Source organism: Pseudomonas sp. B329 (genome assembly GCF_023127835.1).
Classification (GTDB): domain Bacteria; phylum Pseudomonadota; class Gammaproteobacteria; order Pseudomonadales; family Pseudomonadaceae; genus Aquipseudomonas; species Aquipseudomonas synxantha_A.
Genome location: NZ_SPKP01000062.1, coordinates 37,007 through 51,032 on the forward strand (window position 1 = coordinate 37,007; position 14,026 = coordinate 51,032).

At 57.8% G+C, this 14,026-nt stretch carries 13 protein-coding genes; 1 reads left to right on the forward strand and 12 read right to left on the reverse strand.

Going from position 1 to position 14,026, the window contains the following annotated elements:
- Positions 1-67: 67 nt before the first annotated feature.
- Positions 68-259 (reverse strand): hypothetical protein, encoded by a 192-nt coding sequence (locus E4P00_RS27005; protein ID WP_050549313.1) that lies wholly within the window; start codon positions 257-259, stop codon positions 68-70.
- Positions 260-448: 189 nt separating this feature from the next.
- Here E4P00_RS27005 and E4P00_RS27010 point away from each other — a divergent pair, with 189 nt between their 5' ends.
- The gene (locus E4P00_RS27010; RefSeq protein ID WP_050549314.1) at positions 449-1,024 is read left to right on the forward strand and encodes an acyl-homoserine-lactone synthase; all 576 of its coding nucleotides are present in this window, start codon (positions 449-451) and stop codon (positions 1,022-1,024) included.
- Here the strand turns inward: E4P00_RS27010 and E4P00_RS27015 are convergent.
- From E4P00_RS27015 to E4P00_RS27065, 11 genes are all read right to left on the reverse strand, one after another.
- Positions 1,017-2,555, reverse strand: a complete 1,539-nt coding sequence (locus E4P00_RS27015) for an amidase (protein WP_078820789.1) — start codon at positions 2,553-2,555, stop codon at positions 1,017-1,019. The genes E4P00_RS27010 and E4P00_RS27015 overlap by 8 nt on opposite strands.
- Positions 2,556-2,592: 37 nt before the next feature.
- A complete protein-coding gene (locus E4P00_RS27020) occupies positions 2,593-3,297 on the reverse strand; it encodes a LuxR family transcriptional regulator (RefSeq protein ID WP_050549315.1) in 705 nt (234 codons plus the stop codon).
- 191 nt (positions 3,298-3,488) lie between these two features.
- Complete coding sequence (locus tag E4P00_RS27025) at positions 3,489-4,880, reverse strand: aromatic ring-hydroxylating dioxygenase subunit alpha (RefSeq protein ID WP_032877002.1); 1,392 nt, start codon at positions 4,878-4,880, stop codon at positions 3,489-3,491.
- Between the two features lie 39 nt (positions 4,881-4,919).
- Positions 4,920-6,908, reverse strand: coding sequence for an alpha/beta fold hydrolase (locus tag E4P00_RS27030; protein ID WP_050549316.1), 1,989 nt, complete (start codon positions 6,906-6,908; stop codon positions 4,920-4,922).
- A 34-nt stretch (positions 6,909-6,942) separates the two neighbouring features.
- Entirely contained in the window at positions 6,943-8,520 is a 1,578-nt protein-coding gene (locus E4P00_RS27035) for a class I adenylate-forming enzyme family protein (RefSeq protein WP_248133363.1), read from the reverse strand.
- 69 nt (positions 8,521-8,589) lie between these two features.
- Positions 8,590-8,973, reverse strand: a complete 384-nt coding sequence (locus E4P00_RS27040) for a Rieske (2Fe-2S) protein (RefSeq protein ID WP_050549317.1) — start codon at positions 8,971-8,973, stop codon at positions 8,590-8,592.
- A complete protein-coding gene (locus tag E4P00_RS27045; protein WP_032877005.1) occupies positions 8,963-9,205 on the reverse strand; it encodes a hypothetical protein in 243 nt (80 codons plus the stop codon). Before E4P00_RS27045 ends, E4P00_RS27040 begins: the two co-directional genes overlap by 11 nt.
- 144 nt (positions 9,206-9,349) lie before the next feature.
- The gene (locus E4P00_RS27050; RefSeq protein ID WP_078820784.1) at positions 9,350-11,587 is read right to left on the reverse strand and encodes a polyketide synthase; all 2,238 of its coding nucleotides are present in this window, start codon (positions 11,585-11,587) and stop codon (positions 9,350-9,352) included.
- Positions 11,584-11,904, reverse strand: coding sequence for an acyl carrier protein (locus E4P00_RS27055; RefSeq protein WP_032877008.1), 321 nt, complete (start codon positions 11,902-11,904; stop codon positions 11,584-11,586). The genes E4P00_RS27050 and E4P00_RS27055 overlap by 4 nt, the downstream gene beginning before the upstream one ends.
- Positions 11,898-12,671, reverse strand: a complete 774-nt coding sequence (locus tag E4P00_RS27060; RefSeq protein WP_078820783.1) for an SDR family oxidoreductase — start codon at positions 12,669-12,671, stop codon at positions 11,898-11,900. Before E4P00_RS27060 ends, E4P00_RS27055 begins: the two co-directional genes overlap by 7 nt.
- Entirely contained in the window at positions 12,668-14,023 is a 1,356-nt protein-coding gene (locus tag E4P00_RS27065; protein WP_078820782.1) for a fatty acid--CoA ligase family protein, read from the reverse strand. Before E4P00_RS27065 ends, E4P00_RS27060 begins: the two co-directional genes overlap by 4 nt.
- Between the last annotated feature and the right edge of the window lie 3 nt (positions 14,024-14,026).

Sequence of the window (14,026 nt, forward strand, 5' to 3'; positions counted from 1 at the left end):
CTTGGCCGTTCGCCAGACACGCAAGAAAAAACTCAAATAACCCAGCAGTACTCGCCTGGCTTGGGAGTCAGCCGAACCTGTCCGAGGCAGACTTGCCCATACGCTCGAACTCCAACTCAAGATCATCGTCTGCAATAACCCCTGCGCAGTACAAGCGCAGCAGCATGTACAACGGAACAAGCATCCGCCCCGTCTTTTCAATTCGACTTCCTGAACTCTGGGTGACACCAAATTTCGCCCAGAAATCCGCCTGGGTCATCCCTTTTTTCGTTCGAAAAAAAATGACCTCATTCACAAACTTTGAACATCTATACATAAACGCCCAACTCCCGCTCAGAAGAAGGGGATCTTCACATACTCCTTGATATCAGGATACCTATCAACACTTATAGTTTAACGCTTATGCAATCTGCATAAAGCTATGCACTTCGAAGCCGAGGAAGCCAGCATGAAATATCTAATAGACAAACGCGAGAACATATCACCACGTTATCTGGAGGGCATGCATAAACTTCGGGCTTCAATCTTCAAGGATAAAAAAGGCTGGGATGTGTCGATAATTGCCGACATGGAGATAGATGGTTACGACGCCTTGGCCCCCACTTATATGCTGCTGATCGATGATATCAACGAAAACAAAGTGGCGGGCTGCTGGCGTATATTGCCAACCACAGGTCCCTATATGCTCAAAGACACGTTCCCCAACCTGTTGACCACTAAAAAACCTCCGCGTGCCGCCAACATCTGGGAGCTTAGCCGATTTGCCATAAGTGCCAGTGAGCGCGGCGGCTTCGGCTTTTCCAATACCGCCATGAAGGCCATTGGTCACCTCATCAGGCATGCGCACTCGCAGCACGTTGAAAAGCTCATCACCGTTACTTCCGTGGGTGTCGAAAAGATGCTGATGAAAGCGGGGCTGGAGTTGGTCAGACTAGGCCCGCCCCTGACTATCGGCGTAGAACGAGCCATCGCTGTTGAAGTTAACTTGAGCAACAAGACCCTGGACGCAGTCAATGCTATTTGATCTGAGTACTTGACGCCGCTGAAGAGTGAGGCGGGCTACGATGTCGCCAGGGCCGTGCAACTTCAAGCGAACGTGCAAGTTGCAGCAGCAAGGCCTCATTGCCCATCTTTGCGATGAACTGTGTGCCGATGGGAAGTCCTGTTTCGTTCCAGTACAGAGGCACACTCATCGCCGGTTGCCCGCTCATATTGAACGGTGTCGACCACCCCATATATTCCATGACAGTGCGCGAATGTTCTGCAAGGCGATTGCCCAGTCGCAGGGGCCAGTCCATTCCCCATTTACCTAATACTCTACGCGATAGGCGATCCTCCAACGGACTCAAGCGAAACGCTCCCACCTTCGATGCCAACTGGTTGGCTACCGGCGTCACCAGCACATCGTAGTGTTCATGAAAGGCGCTCATGATGCGCCCCTGATGAAGCGCCAACTCTCTCGCCCTGGCGAGATCGACCGCTTTGAGGATATGGCCCTGCCGGGCCAGGGCCCAGGTCCCGCTCTCGAAATCCGCGTAAGTCGCCACGCGATCAAGCATGCGCCCCGCGTTCTGCACCAGGCTCGCCATTTCCCCGCACACCAGGGTCAGCATGGCTTCGCATAATTGATCGGGGGATGCCAAGGGTGGATGGGCTTCAACCACCTCGTGCCCAAGGTCCGTCAACAGCTTCAAACTGCTTTCCAACGCGGCGCGACAGTCGGGACTCAAATCCCCACCCAGAAAAGGCTTGAAGGTGTAAGCAATGCGCAGCCTGCCAGGCGCATCGCCGATACCCGCAAGAAACGATTGAGCCGGTGCGGGCCAACGGTAAGCATCAGCATCATCACTCCCCGCAATCAGGATATCGAGCATGGCAGCACTGTCGCGCACGCTTTTTGAGACCGCGTGTTCAACTACCAGACCCTGCCATAACTCTGAAAAATGCGGCCCGCAGGGAGACCGACCACGTGTTGGCTTGAGGCCGAAAACCCCGCAATGGGAAGCGGGTAGCCGAATTGAGCCACCTCCATCGCTGCCGTGGGCAATCGGGGTCATGCCCGCCGCGACCGCTGCACAGGCACCGCCGCTGGAGCCGCCCGGCGACAGTTCCAAGTTCCAGGGGTTACGTGTGGCACCGGTTGCATCAGACTCGGTATAGGGATGCAAGCCCAACTCCGGCGTCGCGGTTTTACCGACAAAGATCAACCCCGCCTGTCGATAACGCTTGATCGTCTGCGAGTCCTCCCTGGCAACATAGTGCGCGAACAGCCGGGAGCCGTTACGTGTGGGGCAGCCCTGAATTTCCGCAAGCAGGTCCTTGACCAATAGGGGGACGCCGGACAACGGGCCGTCTGCCAATGGCACCTCGCATTGTGCCTTGGCCTCGCGCTCAAGAAGATGCACCACCGCGTTGATCGCGCCATTTCCTGCGTCGATCCGCTGAACGGCGGCGCTCACAAGCTCCAGAGGGGTTACTTCTTTAAGGCGCACCATCTCAGCCAGCGCAATGCCGTCCAACTGGTCGTATTCAGGAAAGTGGAACGCGCTGACCATAAGACCCCTTAATTGAAGGCGTTATCGATAATCCGCATCAGGGCGTGACCAGGCCGGAACGGATGCCGCTGATCACGGCGTGCTGGCGTGATTCAGCATTGAACTTACGCATAAAGTTGGTGACATGGTAATTAACTGTAACTTCTGCACAGGACAGAATTCGCGAAATTTCCCAAGAGGTTTTACCGGCGGCCACCCACTTCAGACATTCCAGCTCACGAGCGGTCAACTTCGGTGGTTTTTCGACCTCCTTTTCAGCAGCACTCTGTATTTTCTGGAACGATTCGATCAGATAATCACGCATCAAGGCAAATTGTGGCAGCCCCTTGGAACGAATGACGTCGGCCGGTGACTTCTCATCCGTAATAAAGTTCAACATTCCGAACTCTCCGCGCGGCCCATGGATGGGCATACACAGCCCTGAACAAACACCACTGGCACTCGCAGCCTCATACAATTGCTGTTCGGGCTTGTTAATAAAATTTTCCTTTGTCCAGACCAACGGCAATGAACTGTTCAAGCAATGAAACACAACAGGGTCGACTTCGTAATAGGCATTCGCGTCATAGATACTGCGCCATGACCTGGAATAATTACTGATGATGGTCGAAGAGCTGAAAGGCGTACTGATCGTGGGCTTAACCCCAAACAGCACCGAAGAAAATCCATACTCTTTCGCCAAGGCAAACAGCACTTTACTCCAGGCCTCCAGCGTCTCACACATCAGAATGTCTTCAAGCATCTTAACCTCCTTGTTATATGGGGACTATTAGTGGCCGCCCCACATTGAATGGCCACTATTCGAAGAGCAACGCTCACCTTGCCAGGCAGGTTGGATCCAATCCACTTCAAGAAGTAAGTTAACGAAAAAACATAGATTGTCAAATTAAACAAAAGTCATAATGGCGCGCATTAAGTCCCGTGACGAATGGTTCAATCGCGCCTGTCAAGATAGTGCATAAGTGTGTTATGGAAGTGCCGTATCCTGGATTCATGAAGATCGCTCAATACCAGCGGGTCATTGCTCAAGGCTTGCAGGCCCGCACGCATATTCTTGATATTGTCCATGTCCTGATCGTATACATAGCCTAACCAGTCAGGCAGTACACCGGCGTGCTCATAGGTGTCGTCCGGCCCCATTTCCACGGTCGCTGCAGGCTCGGGCCGCTGCGCGCCCTTGGGTATGTCGACCAAGTAGAAAAGATCGAAGATGCAGCTGTTATGGTCGTTTTGGTTGGGGCGAAAACGCAGCACGGGCGGCAGAGAAATGCCGCGAAAGAAGATCATATTCGGGAACAGCGAATACTGCAGTACATCGACGGCTTCAGCGTCAGACAACCCACTGACATCCCTGCCACTGGCCAACCCGTATTGCAAACGCATCACACTGGCCATGTAGCGCCTTGCTGTCATGCCGGCCTGAAGGTGAGGGGCGTAGGGGCCGCTTTTCCCATTGAGTACGTTGCGATGAAATTGATCCATGATCGCCTGTTCGGACAGCGGCTCATGATCCTCGCAGACCGATAGCCCGACCGCGTGAAAACTGCGGCTCACATGACGCTCATCGGGTCGAACATCGTATTGCAGGGTATCGCTCAGATGGGCCCATGTATGCCCGTGCGTCTCGGGGGCATGCAACCCTTCCATGAAGGACTCCATGACGTTTTTCCAGTTCGCCGGGAGTATGTGCCGGCTGTGCCCCGCAATGTACTTGCCCTCATACTGATTGATGGCCAACTCACCGGGCAGGCTCTCCATATAATCGGCCAAAGGCTCGCAGGCAGGATCCATATTGATGAAAATGAAACCGCCCCAGGTGTCTGTCTTGACCTCCAGCAAACGGCGACCCTCCCAGTCAAGGTGGGCAAAATCCCATGCCGCCGGTATGCGCTTGAGGGTGCCATCCAGGTCCCAGGCAAATCCGTGATAGGGGCAACGCAGTTCTCGCACGCTCGAATCGCCCGAGCACAGGCGCCGGCCACGGTGACGACAACTGTTGTAGTAGGCCTTGATTTCCAGTGCTTCGTTACGAACGAGGATGAAGGATAACTCGCCGATCTCGTAGAGCGTCAAATCCCCCGCCTCTGGAATTTGTTCCTCCCGCGCAGCCATCTGCCAAACTCGAGACCACATCCGATCCATTTCCAGTTGATGAAAACCGGCAGACAGATAGGCGTCGCGATCAACCTCCATCCTGTACCGGCCTGCGGGAAAATGCTCCCGCATATCGGCCGGGACACTGCTCTGATCGTCGCGTGCCAGGACCTCTTGATAATCGATGGGCATGGACAAGTCCGCGACGTGCTCGATCAATTTGCTTTTCATCTTCCCTCCTTTGATGCCGTGTGGATGAGCAGGCTGGACTTATGCATCCGCCTGGGAACCCGGCATCACCGGGCTGAGGTTCTTGATATACGCCGTCACCACCCCCAACAACCCCAGGTGGTTATACAAACCAAAATGATCCATGCCAGCGATTTCCGAATAGTCAGCACCCTCATGCAGTTCGATAAAGCGCTTTGACTCATGGGGGCTCACAGCTTCATCACAGGTGCCGGCGATGACATGGCACGGCACCCCGAGTTGCTCATCCTGCAGCGGGTACTCGCCGACTTGCAGCGCGGTAATAGCCCGACTATAGCAATACAGCGACTCCGCGGATTCAAAGGGCAGGCTCGTCAGGTGGATAAGGTTCGGATCCGTCGCGTCGAGGATCTCGCTGGATTGGCGGCTCTGTGTCGCACTCTCGGTATTCTCACTGCCGGAGCGCGCAAAAAACGACGCGTGAAAGCGCTCTGCCTGGCTACGCGACTGTGAAATAAGCGGCAACACCTGCCGCAGGTTGCGCATGAAAGCGGTCTCCTCTTCCTCTGCGCTCACCAGACCATACGCGCCACTGATAAGCGTCAGGCTCGCGACTTCTTTCAACTTGCGGGCGTGATAGGCGATGTAGGCCCCCGAACACCAGCCGATCAGATGTGCTTTTTCTATATTGAAGTAATCAAAAATCCGCTGCAGGTCGCCGATATGCGCCGCAACACTGACGTCAATGGTGTCGATATCATCCACGGGGCTGGGGATACCGCGGCTTTCCCAGGTAACAAAGCGGAAGTCATCTTCCAGGGCCTCCCTGAGGCGGTTGGCCAGTTCCAAAGGCATGCCGACTGCGTTGATGAAGACCACGGTTTCCTTGCGCTTGTCCGCCGAGGCATAGACATTGAGGGGCACCCGGTCTTGTGTATCGATCACGTATTGACGCAAGAGGTCAGGTTTGCGTTGGCTCAGCGCCACCACCCCACCCTTGATGTAGCCCTCGACGTCTGCAATCGTCAGCGCACAGCCGCCTCCATCGGCCCGAAGAAAGGTCTTGGTGTTGTGGATGTAGGGGTTGTAAAACACGGTTTTACGGGCCAGCAGTTTCTCGATGGCCGAGGGGTTTTCCAGCCCGCTTTCATCGATCTGCAAACCACTGAGCTCAATGGCCCGGGAAATAATATCGAGCAACACGCGCACTTCGATATTGGTCGACGACGTGGCGTGGAAGATGCCCCGCGGGCAACTCGCCAGATTGTCGTACACCCGCATGATGTCCTGGCACACCTGATCTACTGGCACCAGGTTGACCCTGGCGTGGGGCTTACCCGACAGGCGCACGGTTTGTTCAGTGTTGCGCATGGCGCGCTTGAGGCGGTTGACCTCCCTCAGGAACCCATACAGGCCAGTGGTGCTGCCACCTGCGGATTGAGTGGCCTGCGGACCGATAACAATCGACGGTCGGATAATCACCAACTCAATTCCACTGGCAGTGCACAGGCGGTCAATCAAGTGCTCGGCCGCACATTTGGTTTCTTCGTAATAGTTATTGAATTCAGTGCTCTGGTGCAGGCATTCCTCCACCTCACCCGAACCAACGCCTGCGGTATAAGCAGTCGAGATATAGAAAAACGTCTGGCAGCCCAACGCCTGTGCTGCATGGAACGCATGGGTCAGGCCGTTGATATTGTGCTCATAGATAATGTCGCGGTTCTTTTCTTCGAAATTGAGCGATGAAGCAAAGTGCAGGAAGACCGCCTGCTCCGAGGCCTGCGCCCGGGACTGAGCGATATCCATCCCCGCCAACGGCTGGGTGATATCGGCGCGCCGGGCTTTCAAGCCGGCAAAAGAGAGTCGCGCGTCAGTGGCAGGATAATGCTGGCCCGCCGAGAGCACCGCATCGCGGATACGATGTCGGCACTCATTGTCGTCGCGCCCCCTGACCAGGCAGGTCACATCGAACTCACCGGTGAGCAAATGCCGATAGATAAAATGGCTTCCCAGAAAACCAGTGCCGCCGGTCACATAGAGCTTTTTCATGTCGCCTTCCTCAAACGGTAAATGACGGGCCTGCTCAGGCCGGTTCATGGGCCTGTTGCAAAGCCATCTGGCGCAATTGATTTTTGGCAATCTTGCGCAAGCCGGCACGGGGAAAATCTTCCAGGAAAATAATTTCGCGAGGCCGCTTGAAGTCGGCCAGGCGCTCGCGGCAGGCCTGTTCGATATGCCGCCTGGCGAGCGCCTGGTCCTCACGACCTCTAGCGTTGAGCACGGCAAACAACACCGGTGTTTCCGTCAACAAGGGATCGGGGCGCGACACTACCGCCACTTCGCTGATCATGGCGCTGGCGTACGCAGCGAACTCAATCTCCGAAGCCGATACGTTTTCCCCGCCCACCTTGATGATGTCTTTCAAGCGCACATCAAAAAACAGCACGCCCTCGGTAGTCTCGAAAAAGCGGTCGCCGGTGATGTACCAACCGTCCTCTGTGAAGGCGTCGCGGGTTTCGCCAGGCTTGTTGAGATAGCCCAGAAACAGATTCTTGCCGGGTTGCGCGTTGAACTGCAGATCGGCACTGATTCGCGCATTGAACGGCCCGGCATTCGTGACGGGATCGGTCAACCGATAGCGGTAGCCACTCACTGGCTTGCCAATCGAATAATTGAGGTCCGCGCTGTGCTGCTCGCTCGTCACACTGCCAATGGCAAACAGCTCAGTCATGCCCCACCACCCTACGGTCTTCACACCAAACAGCGCCTCCACGTCGGTGTTGCGGCTGGGAAAGCCCCAAAACCTGAAGCTGTGTCGAACCGGTTTCTCCAGGGCTGCCAGGGCATGACAAACGAACGGCAGGATCGCGGCCCATGTGCATTCAAAGTGTGCCGCATCGCTCCAGAAGCGTTGGGGGCTGAACACCCGCCGCAGCACCATGGCGGCTCCCGAAAACAATGAGGTGAGCACTTGATAGGAAAAAGCCATGGTGTGGCAGAGCGGAAAAAACACCAGCGTCACATCGTTTTCGGTGACCTGCAGGTGCTCGATATTGGACTGCGCTGACCACACCAGGTGCGCGTGGGAGATGACGACGCCCTTGGGCTGGCTGGTAGTGCCCGACGTATAGAGGATCAGCGCTGGATGATCGCCTGCGACGCACGCCATGCCGACGCAGGCCCCCCGCATGGAGACGAGCTCATCGATGCCAGGAAAAACGGAGCACTCGCCGGTGTCCTCGTCCGAGGCTGCCACCACTACCATGGAAGTATGCAGGTCGCCGGCAAACAACCCCAGGTCATTGAGTGAGGTGACGACCATCTTCGGCGCAGCATCGCTGACGATGTAGCGCATTTCTTCCTGACTGAGGCGATTACCCACTACTACAGCGGTCGCTCCGAGATAGGCGCAGGCGAATACCAGGATCAAGGCATGGGCTTCGACATCGAGGCACAGCACGATTCGATCGTCACGCTTGATACCCAGCCCGGCCAAGGCCACCGCTGCGTTGCTGATAGCTTGATGAAGCTGGGCATAGGACAGCTTCGCGGCACTGCCCAGATCCGGTAAGTGCAGCGCGGTACGCTGGGCATGCCGATCGCACACCTGCGCTAATGCCAGGCATACATTTGCACCGACGCCAGGGGTCAACTGTTCCATCTCACATTCCCTTGCCATACCAAAAATAGAAGACGCACATTGCCAGCCGCGGTGCCAGGCGAAGCAGGCTCACGTACCGCACTCCGGCCTGGCCTGTGCGCGTTGCTCGATCATCACGTCGCTGTCGATCAGATGCACCTTGTAGGTCGTCAGTGCGCAGCGGGTATGCGGCCCCAACGCCTCGCCCGTCTCCAGGTCGAACCTGGCGCCGTGGTGCGGGCAAATCAGTTGGCCGCGCCGGATCAAGGCGCCGTCCATCGTCTTACCCTGATGCGGGCAGCGGTTTTCCACGGCATAGACCGCCTGCCTGGCCTGGCAAAGCAATATCGCCTGCCCTTCTACTTGAACAGCCAGCGTGCCGCCTTCCTCCAGCGCATCCCGCTTCGCGGCGAACTGACAAGCGGGCGGATGCTCTACCAACGGCGACGACGCCTTCACGACCTCACTGCTCACGTTGGGCGAACCACTGGACGATCTGGTCGATACTGCAACCGTAGAGGCCAACTGCATCCTTTTGCGCAACGGTGACCTGGCTGACACGCTCAAGCTGCGCGAACAGTGCCATCATGGTCAGCGAGTTGATTTTCAATCGAGTCTCGATCAGTGGCACATGTGGCTCGACCGTCACGGCTCGGCCCAGGGTGGCCTGCAACGCGTCCTGGACGGTCTGGCGAGTGATCTGCATCTACGCCTCCTGTGGATGCCGGCGACCCGGGCATCGGTGCGGATTGGATTTTTATATTCCCCATCTTCCTGGCGGCCATCAACCTATAAGCCTTATGGGGAGACATCTTCCCGCGCCCATGAAAAACTTACCGCACGCGGGCTTTCAGTCTTCAACTGGCCAATAGCGTTGACGGGCGAACGGATACGTGGGCAATGACAGTTTCTGTGCCTTTACCAAGCGGTAATAATCCAGCCAATCAAAGCTGATTCCGGCCTGCACAACGTCGCAGGCAAAGCGTTCCACGTCAGCGAACGTCAGCATTTCCTCGGCCAGATGCACGCAGCGCCCGGACGATGGCACGGTTACAGCCCAGGCCTGGCGGCTGACGACGAGCACTGCAACCTGGGCCGAATCAGGCCAGCCAGGGGAAGCAAGCTGGGCGGCGCCCTGCCCCTCCTGCACAAACGCGCTCAACCACTCAGGGCTAGCGTCTAGTGCCGACGATGCGCCGCACCCGAGCTGCAGACAGCGGTTGATCCAGTGGCCGTAACCCCTGTCGATCACGGCCTCGAACACCATCCCCCAGCGCACCAACTGTTGATACAGCGCCACTTCGAACGCCAGTTCGGCGCAGCGAGCCGCCGCTTCAACGGTCTGTGGCGTACTGGAGAGACGGCCCAGGCACTCTGCGTAATCATCGGCCATGCGCTGGTATCTCGGCGCCGCCAGCCATGCCTGCCGACTGGCATCGTCAAGGTGCTGCGGCTGCTCGCACAGGTAATACACCAGGCGCGGCGTGAACGTCGCCGGCGCATCCAGCACGCTGTGTGCGGCCTCTTCAAAAAACCTGTCCACGTCTATGCCTGCTTTCAACACACCAGCGAACCGCTCGCGATGTGCGCTGCGGCTGATGTTTATGGTATGCGCCAGCGCCAGACGATCAATTGGCCCGCTGTCACGGACGAAATGGGCGAACCGCAGCAGGTATTGGCGTAGTTGCTCTCGCGTTGCGGCAGACAGACAAATCGGCACGTCCACCGCTGCGTCGGTCCCGCGCACCAGAGCTGGCGCAACGGACTGCAGCACGCTGAACACATTGGTGCCGCCGATCCCCAGGCAATTGATCGCTGCCAACCGCGCAGTGTCGGCGGGTTGCTCCAGCGCCTGCGACCACACCCGGGTGTCCTGGCTGACCCGGAACGGCGAATGCTCGAAATCGATGCGCGGATTGGGCGTGGTGAAATTGAGTGAAGGCACCAGGGTGTCGTGCTTTAGCATCAACGCCACTTTGATCAGGCTGGCGATGCCGGCTGCCTGTTCAAGGTGACCAATATTGGATTTGACACTGCCTATCGCACAAAAACCGTGGTCCTGGGTATCCAGGCGGAAGGCTTTTTCAAGCGCCTTGATTTCCAGAGGGTCGCCCAGGCTGGTGGCGGTACCATGACACTCCACATAACTGATCTGCCGCGCATTGGCGCGCGCCAGCGTGATCGCCCGCACCATGGCTTTGGCCTGCCCTGGCACACTGGTGGCGGTGTAGCCGATTTTCATCGCCCCATCATTGTTGACATGGCTGGATTTGATCAGCGCATACACATGATCACCATCGCGTATCGCGTCGGCGTGGCGGCGCACGATGACGCTCGCCACGCCGCTGCCGAACAACGTGCCGCTGGCATCACTGGAAAACGGACAGCAACGACCGTCGCGAGACAATAACGGGCTCTGTCCGAGGGGATAACCGGTATGGTGTGGAATACGAATGGCGGCTGCCCCCACCAGCGCAGTGTCGACCTCCCCCAGGCGCAGAGCGTTGCAGGCCAGGTGCAACGCCACCAGCGAACTTGAACACGCGGTCTGCACGGTCATGCTCGGGCCTGTCAGGTTGAGCTTGAAGGACAGGCGCGTGGCGAGAAAATCCTTGTCGTTACCCTGGTGAACCAGGCTGGCGGTTTCATGATGCAAGGGGTCGAGACGGTCACCAAACTGATGCAAATAGCTGGTGGTGATGCCCCCCATGCATGCATAGACACCCGTCACGCCGGCTTGAGCCGCCTTGACATGCCCGGCATCCTCAAGCGCCTCATACCCCACCTCCAGCAACAGTCGATGCTGCGGATCGAGCAATATGGCCTCGCGCGCGGAAACCCCGAAGAACCGCGCATCGAACCATTCGATGCCTTCAAGCACCGGGCTGCGCCGGATATAACCAGGCTCGCTCCATTGCTCGCGGGTGACACCCGCCGCGCTCAGTTGCTGATCGTCAAGGTCAACGATCGACTCGCGGCCCTGGCGCAGGTTCTCCCAGAACACTCGCTGGTCAGGTGCACCCGGAAAGCGGCATGCCAACCCGACAACGGCCAGGTCGCCCAGATGGCTCTCTAGGGCCTGGCTCACAGTTGGCGCAGATCACGCAGTTGGGCGTCCAGCGGGTCCGGACTCGGCCCCGGCACACCCTGTTGCGCATACGCTCGACACAAGTCCGCCACGGTCACGATGCTGGTGATCGCCACGGCATCGGCGAAGGGGTCTGTTCCATAAACCGCTTCCAGGTTGCTGATCAGCGTCGCCAGGTCCAGGGAGCTCAGGCCCAAGTCGCTGAAGCGGCTGTCAATTTCCACCGCCACCAAAGGCCCACCCTTCGCCCCCAGAACCTGAGCGATCTGGTGCTCTACTTGATCGAATACTTGATCCATGACTTGATGATTCAGCATGTGAAACCTCCATCGACTGCGATGTTTTGACCGGTGACAAAGGTGCCCCGGTCTACCAGGTACAGGATCAGATCCGCGACTTCCTGCTGGGTACCCAGACGCCCCAACGGTGTGCGGCGCTCGATCCTGCTGAGTGTCTGGGGGCTCAGGTCCTTGACCATGTCACTGGAAAAGTAGCCAGGCGAAACCGAGTTGACGCGAATGCCCCGTGGGCCCAGCTCCTTGGCCAGGCTGCGGGTCAAGCCATCCATCGCGGCCTTGGTTGCGCTGTAAACCGTCAGGCCGGAATGACCCCGCAGGGCATTGATAGATGACACATTCACCACGCTGCCCGCGCCACGCTTGAGCAGCTTGGCCGTGACCAGCTTGGTCAGGTACAACTGGCCCTTGAGGTTGATATCAAGCGCACTGTCGATGTCCGCCACGCGCATCGTGCTGAGGATGCCTTCAACACCGGTGGCGGCATTGTTGACGAGCCCGTCGAGGCCACCGAAGCGCTTTTCCACCTGCTGGACGAAGGCGGTGAGCGCTGAGTAGTCGGTGCAGTCCAGTGCCTGCCAATGAAAGTCGGCACGCTCGCTCAACTCCGTGACAGCCGGAGACTCTCGACGACTGAAGGTCGCGACGTTATAGCCTGCCTCCAGGAAACATCGGACCGTCGTCAATCCCAGGCCCTGGCTACCGCCACTGACAATGATGGTGCCCTTTACCGCAGATGGAGCGCTGTCATGGCGAGTGTGTAAAGCGTCAGAAACTGCATCAGTCATTGCGAGGCCACCTTGATTTTCTTGAATCGATCGCTGTGCAGGCGCCCGGTCACAAATTCGATATGACGCGGCACCTTGAAATCTTCCAACCCTTGCTGGCAATGCAGCATGATCTGGCGCTTGGCGTCGTCGGTGTCCAACTCACCCTCCAGAACGACCGTGGCGGCCACGATCTGCCCGGTGACCGGACTCTTGCGCCCCCATACCACGGCATCCTTGACGAAGGGGAGGCTCAACAGCCGACTCTCGACTTCTACCGGCAGCACTTTGAGCCCTCCCACATTGATCAGGCTTTCTCCACGCCCGAGGATGCGGAAATAATCGCCACGGGTTTCAACCAGATCCCCCGTGCATAGCCAGCCCTCCTGATCGATCACCGACGGCGCGTTCAGATAGCCGAGCATCGCGGTGCGGGTCTTGATCCACAGAATCTGATCAACCACCTTCACCTGCACATCGTCAGTGGCAATTTGAATCCACAGCGAGTCACTCGACTCCGAGCGCGTGGAGAGGATGCCCAGCTCGCTCATGCCATAGGTCTGCTTGAAACGCACAGCCGGGAACACCTCGTTCAGCGCGGCCAGGGTCGATTCGGGCATGGTCTCGGTGCCGTAGGTCACCAGTTCCAGGCTGGAAAGATCGTAGGTCTCGTACGCCCGTCCCCATAGCAGCATGTTGAGAAATGTAGGGGTGGCGGGAAGGAGCTGGATCCGGTGTTCAGCAATCTGCCGGCAAATGCTCACGGCGTCGCGGGAATCGAGCTTGACCAGTGTCGAGCCGCTGAATAAACAGTGCAGCAACGTATTGAAACCGCCGATATGGTCCAGCAACAGGAATGCAGCCGTGGTACGAGGCCTTGAGCGCGGCGCATCGCGGTATTTGGCAAAAAGCCTTTCGAGGCTGAGCAGGATGGCCTTGGGCTCGCCGCTGCTGCCTGAACTGAGCAATATCAGACCGGCTTCTCGGCGATCGAACAGGCCTGCCACCAACTCGTGGGTGGGCAACTGTGTGGTTAACGCCTGCAGATCGCCGGAGTGATCGGCGTCGATGATCCAACTGGCCCCTGTCGTACGTGCCACCGCCGCGCAGCGTTCAGACGAACTGCGATTGAGTGGCACCACCACGCAATGCCGGGTGTACAAGGCCAGAATCGCCCCCACCATCGCGCAGCTATAATCACCATTGATGATTACCGTGCAGCACGCGATGTTCTGGTGCGCCAGAAGCGCCTGCCAGGACATCATCGCTTGCCCTATGGCGTTGAAGGAGGACTGCTGCCCATCGGCGATCAGCGCAATGCCGTCGCCGAACGAAGCCAGGCGGTCGCTGATCCAATTACGTTCCTCTCTCATGTC

Coding starts and splice junctions, on each gene's coding strand:
- E4P00_RS27005 (WP_050549313.1), bottom strand. CDS start 259: ATGACCCAGGCGGATTTCTGGGCGAAATTTGGTGTCACCCAGAGTTCA.
- E4P00_RS27010 (WP_050549314.1), top strand. CDS start 449: ATGAAATATCTAATAGACAAACGCGAGAACATATCACCACGTTATCTG.
- E4P00_RS27015 (WP_078820789.1), bottom strand. CDS start 2,555: ATGGTCAGCGCGTTCCACTTTCCTGAATACGACCAGTTGGACGGCATT.
- E4P00_RS27020 (WP_050549315.1), bottom strand. CDS start 3,297: ATGCTTGAAGACATTCTGATGTGTGAGACGCTGGAGGCCTGGAGTAAA.
- E4P00_RS27025 (WP_032877002.1), bottom strand. CDS start 4,880: ATGAAAAGCAAATTGATCGAGCACGTCGCGGACTTGTCCATGCCCATC.
- E4P00_RS27030 (WP_050549316.1), bottom strand. CDS start 6,908: ATGAAAAAGCTCTATGTGACCGGCGGCACTGGTTTTCTGGGAAGCCAT.
- E4P00_RS27035 (WP_248133363.1), bottom strand. CDS start 8,520: ATGGAACAGTTGACCCCTGGCGTCGGTGCAAATGTATGCCTGGCATTA.
- E4P00_RS27045 (WP_032877005.1), bottom strand. CDS start 9,205: ATGCAGATCACTCGCCAGACCGTCCAGGACGCGTTGCAGGCCACCCTG.
- E4P00_RS27055 (WP_032877008.1), bottom strand. CDS start 11,904: ATGCTGAATCATCAAGTCATGGATCAAGTATTCGATCAAGTAGAGCAC.
- E4P00_RS27060 (WP_078820783.1), bottom strand. CDS start 12,671: ATGACTGATGCAGTTTCTGACGCTTTACACACTCGCCATGACAGCGCT.
- E4P00_RS27065 (WP_078820782.1), bottom strand. CDS start 14,023: ATGAGAGAGGAACGTAATTGGATCAGCGACCGCCTGGCTTCGTTCGGC.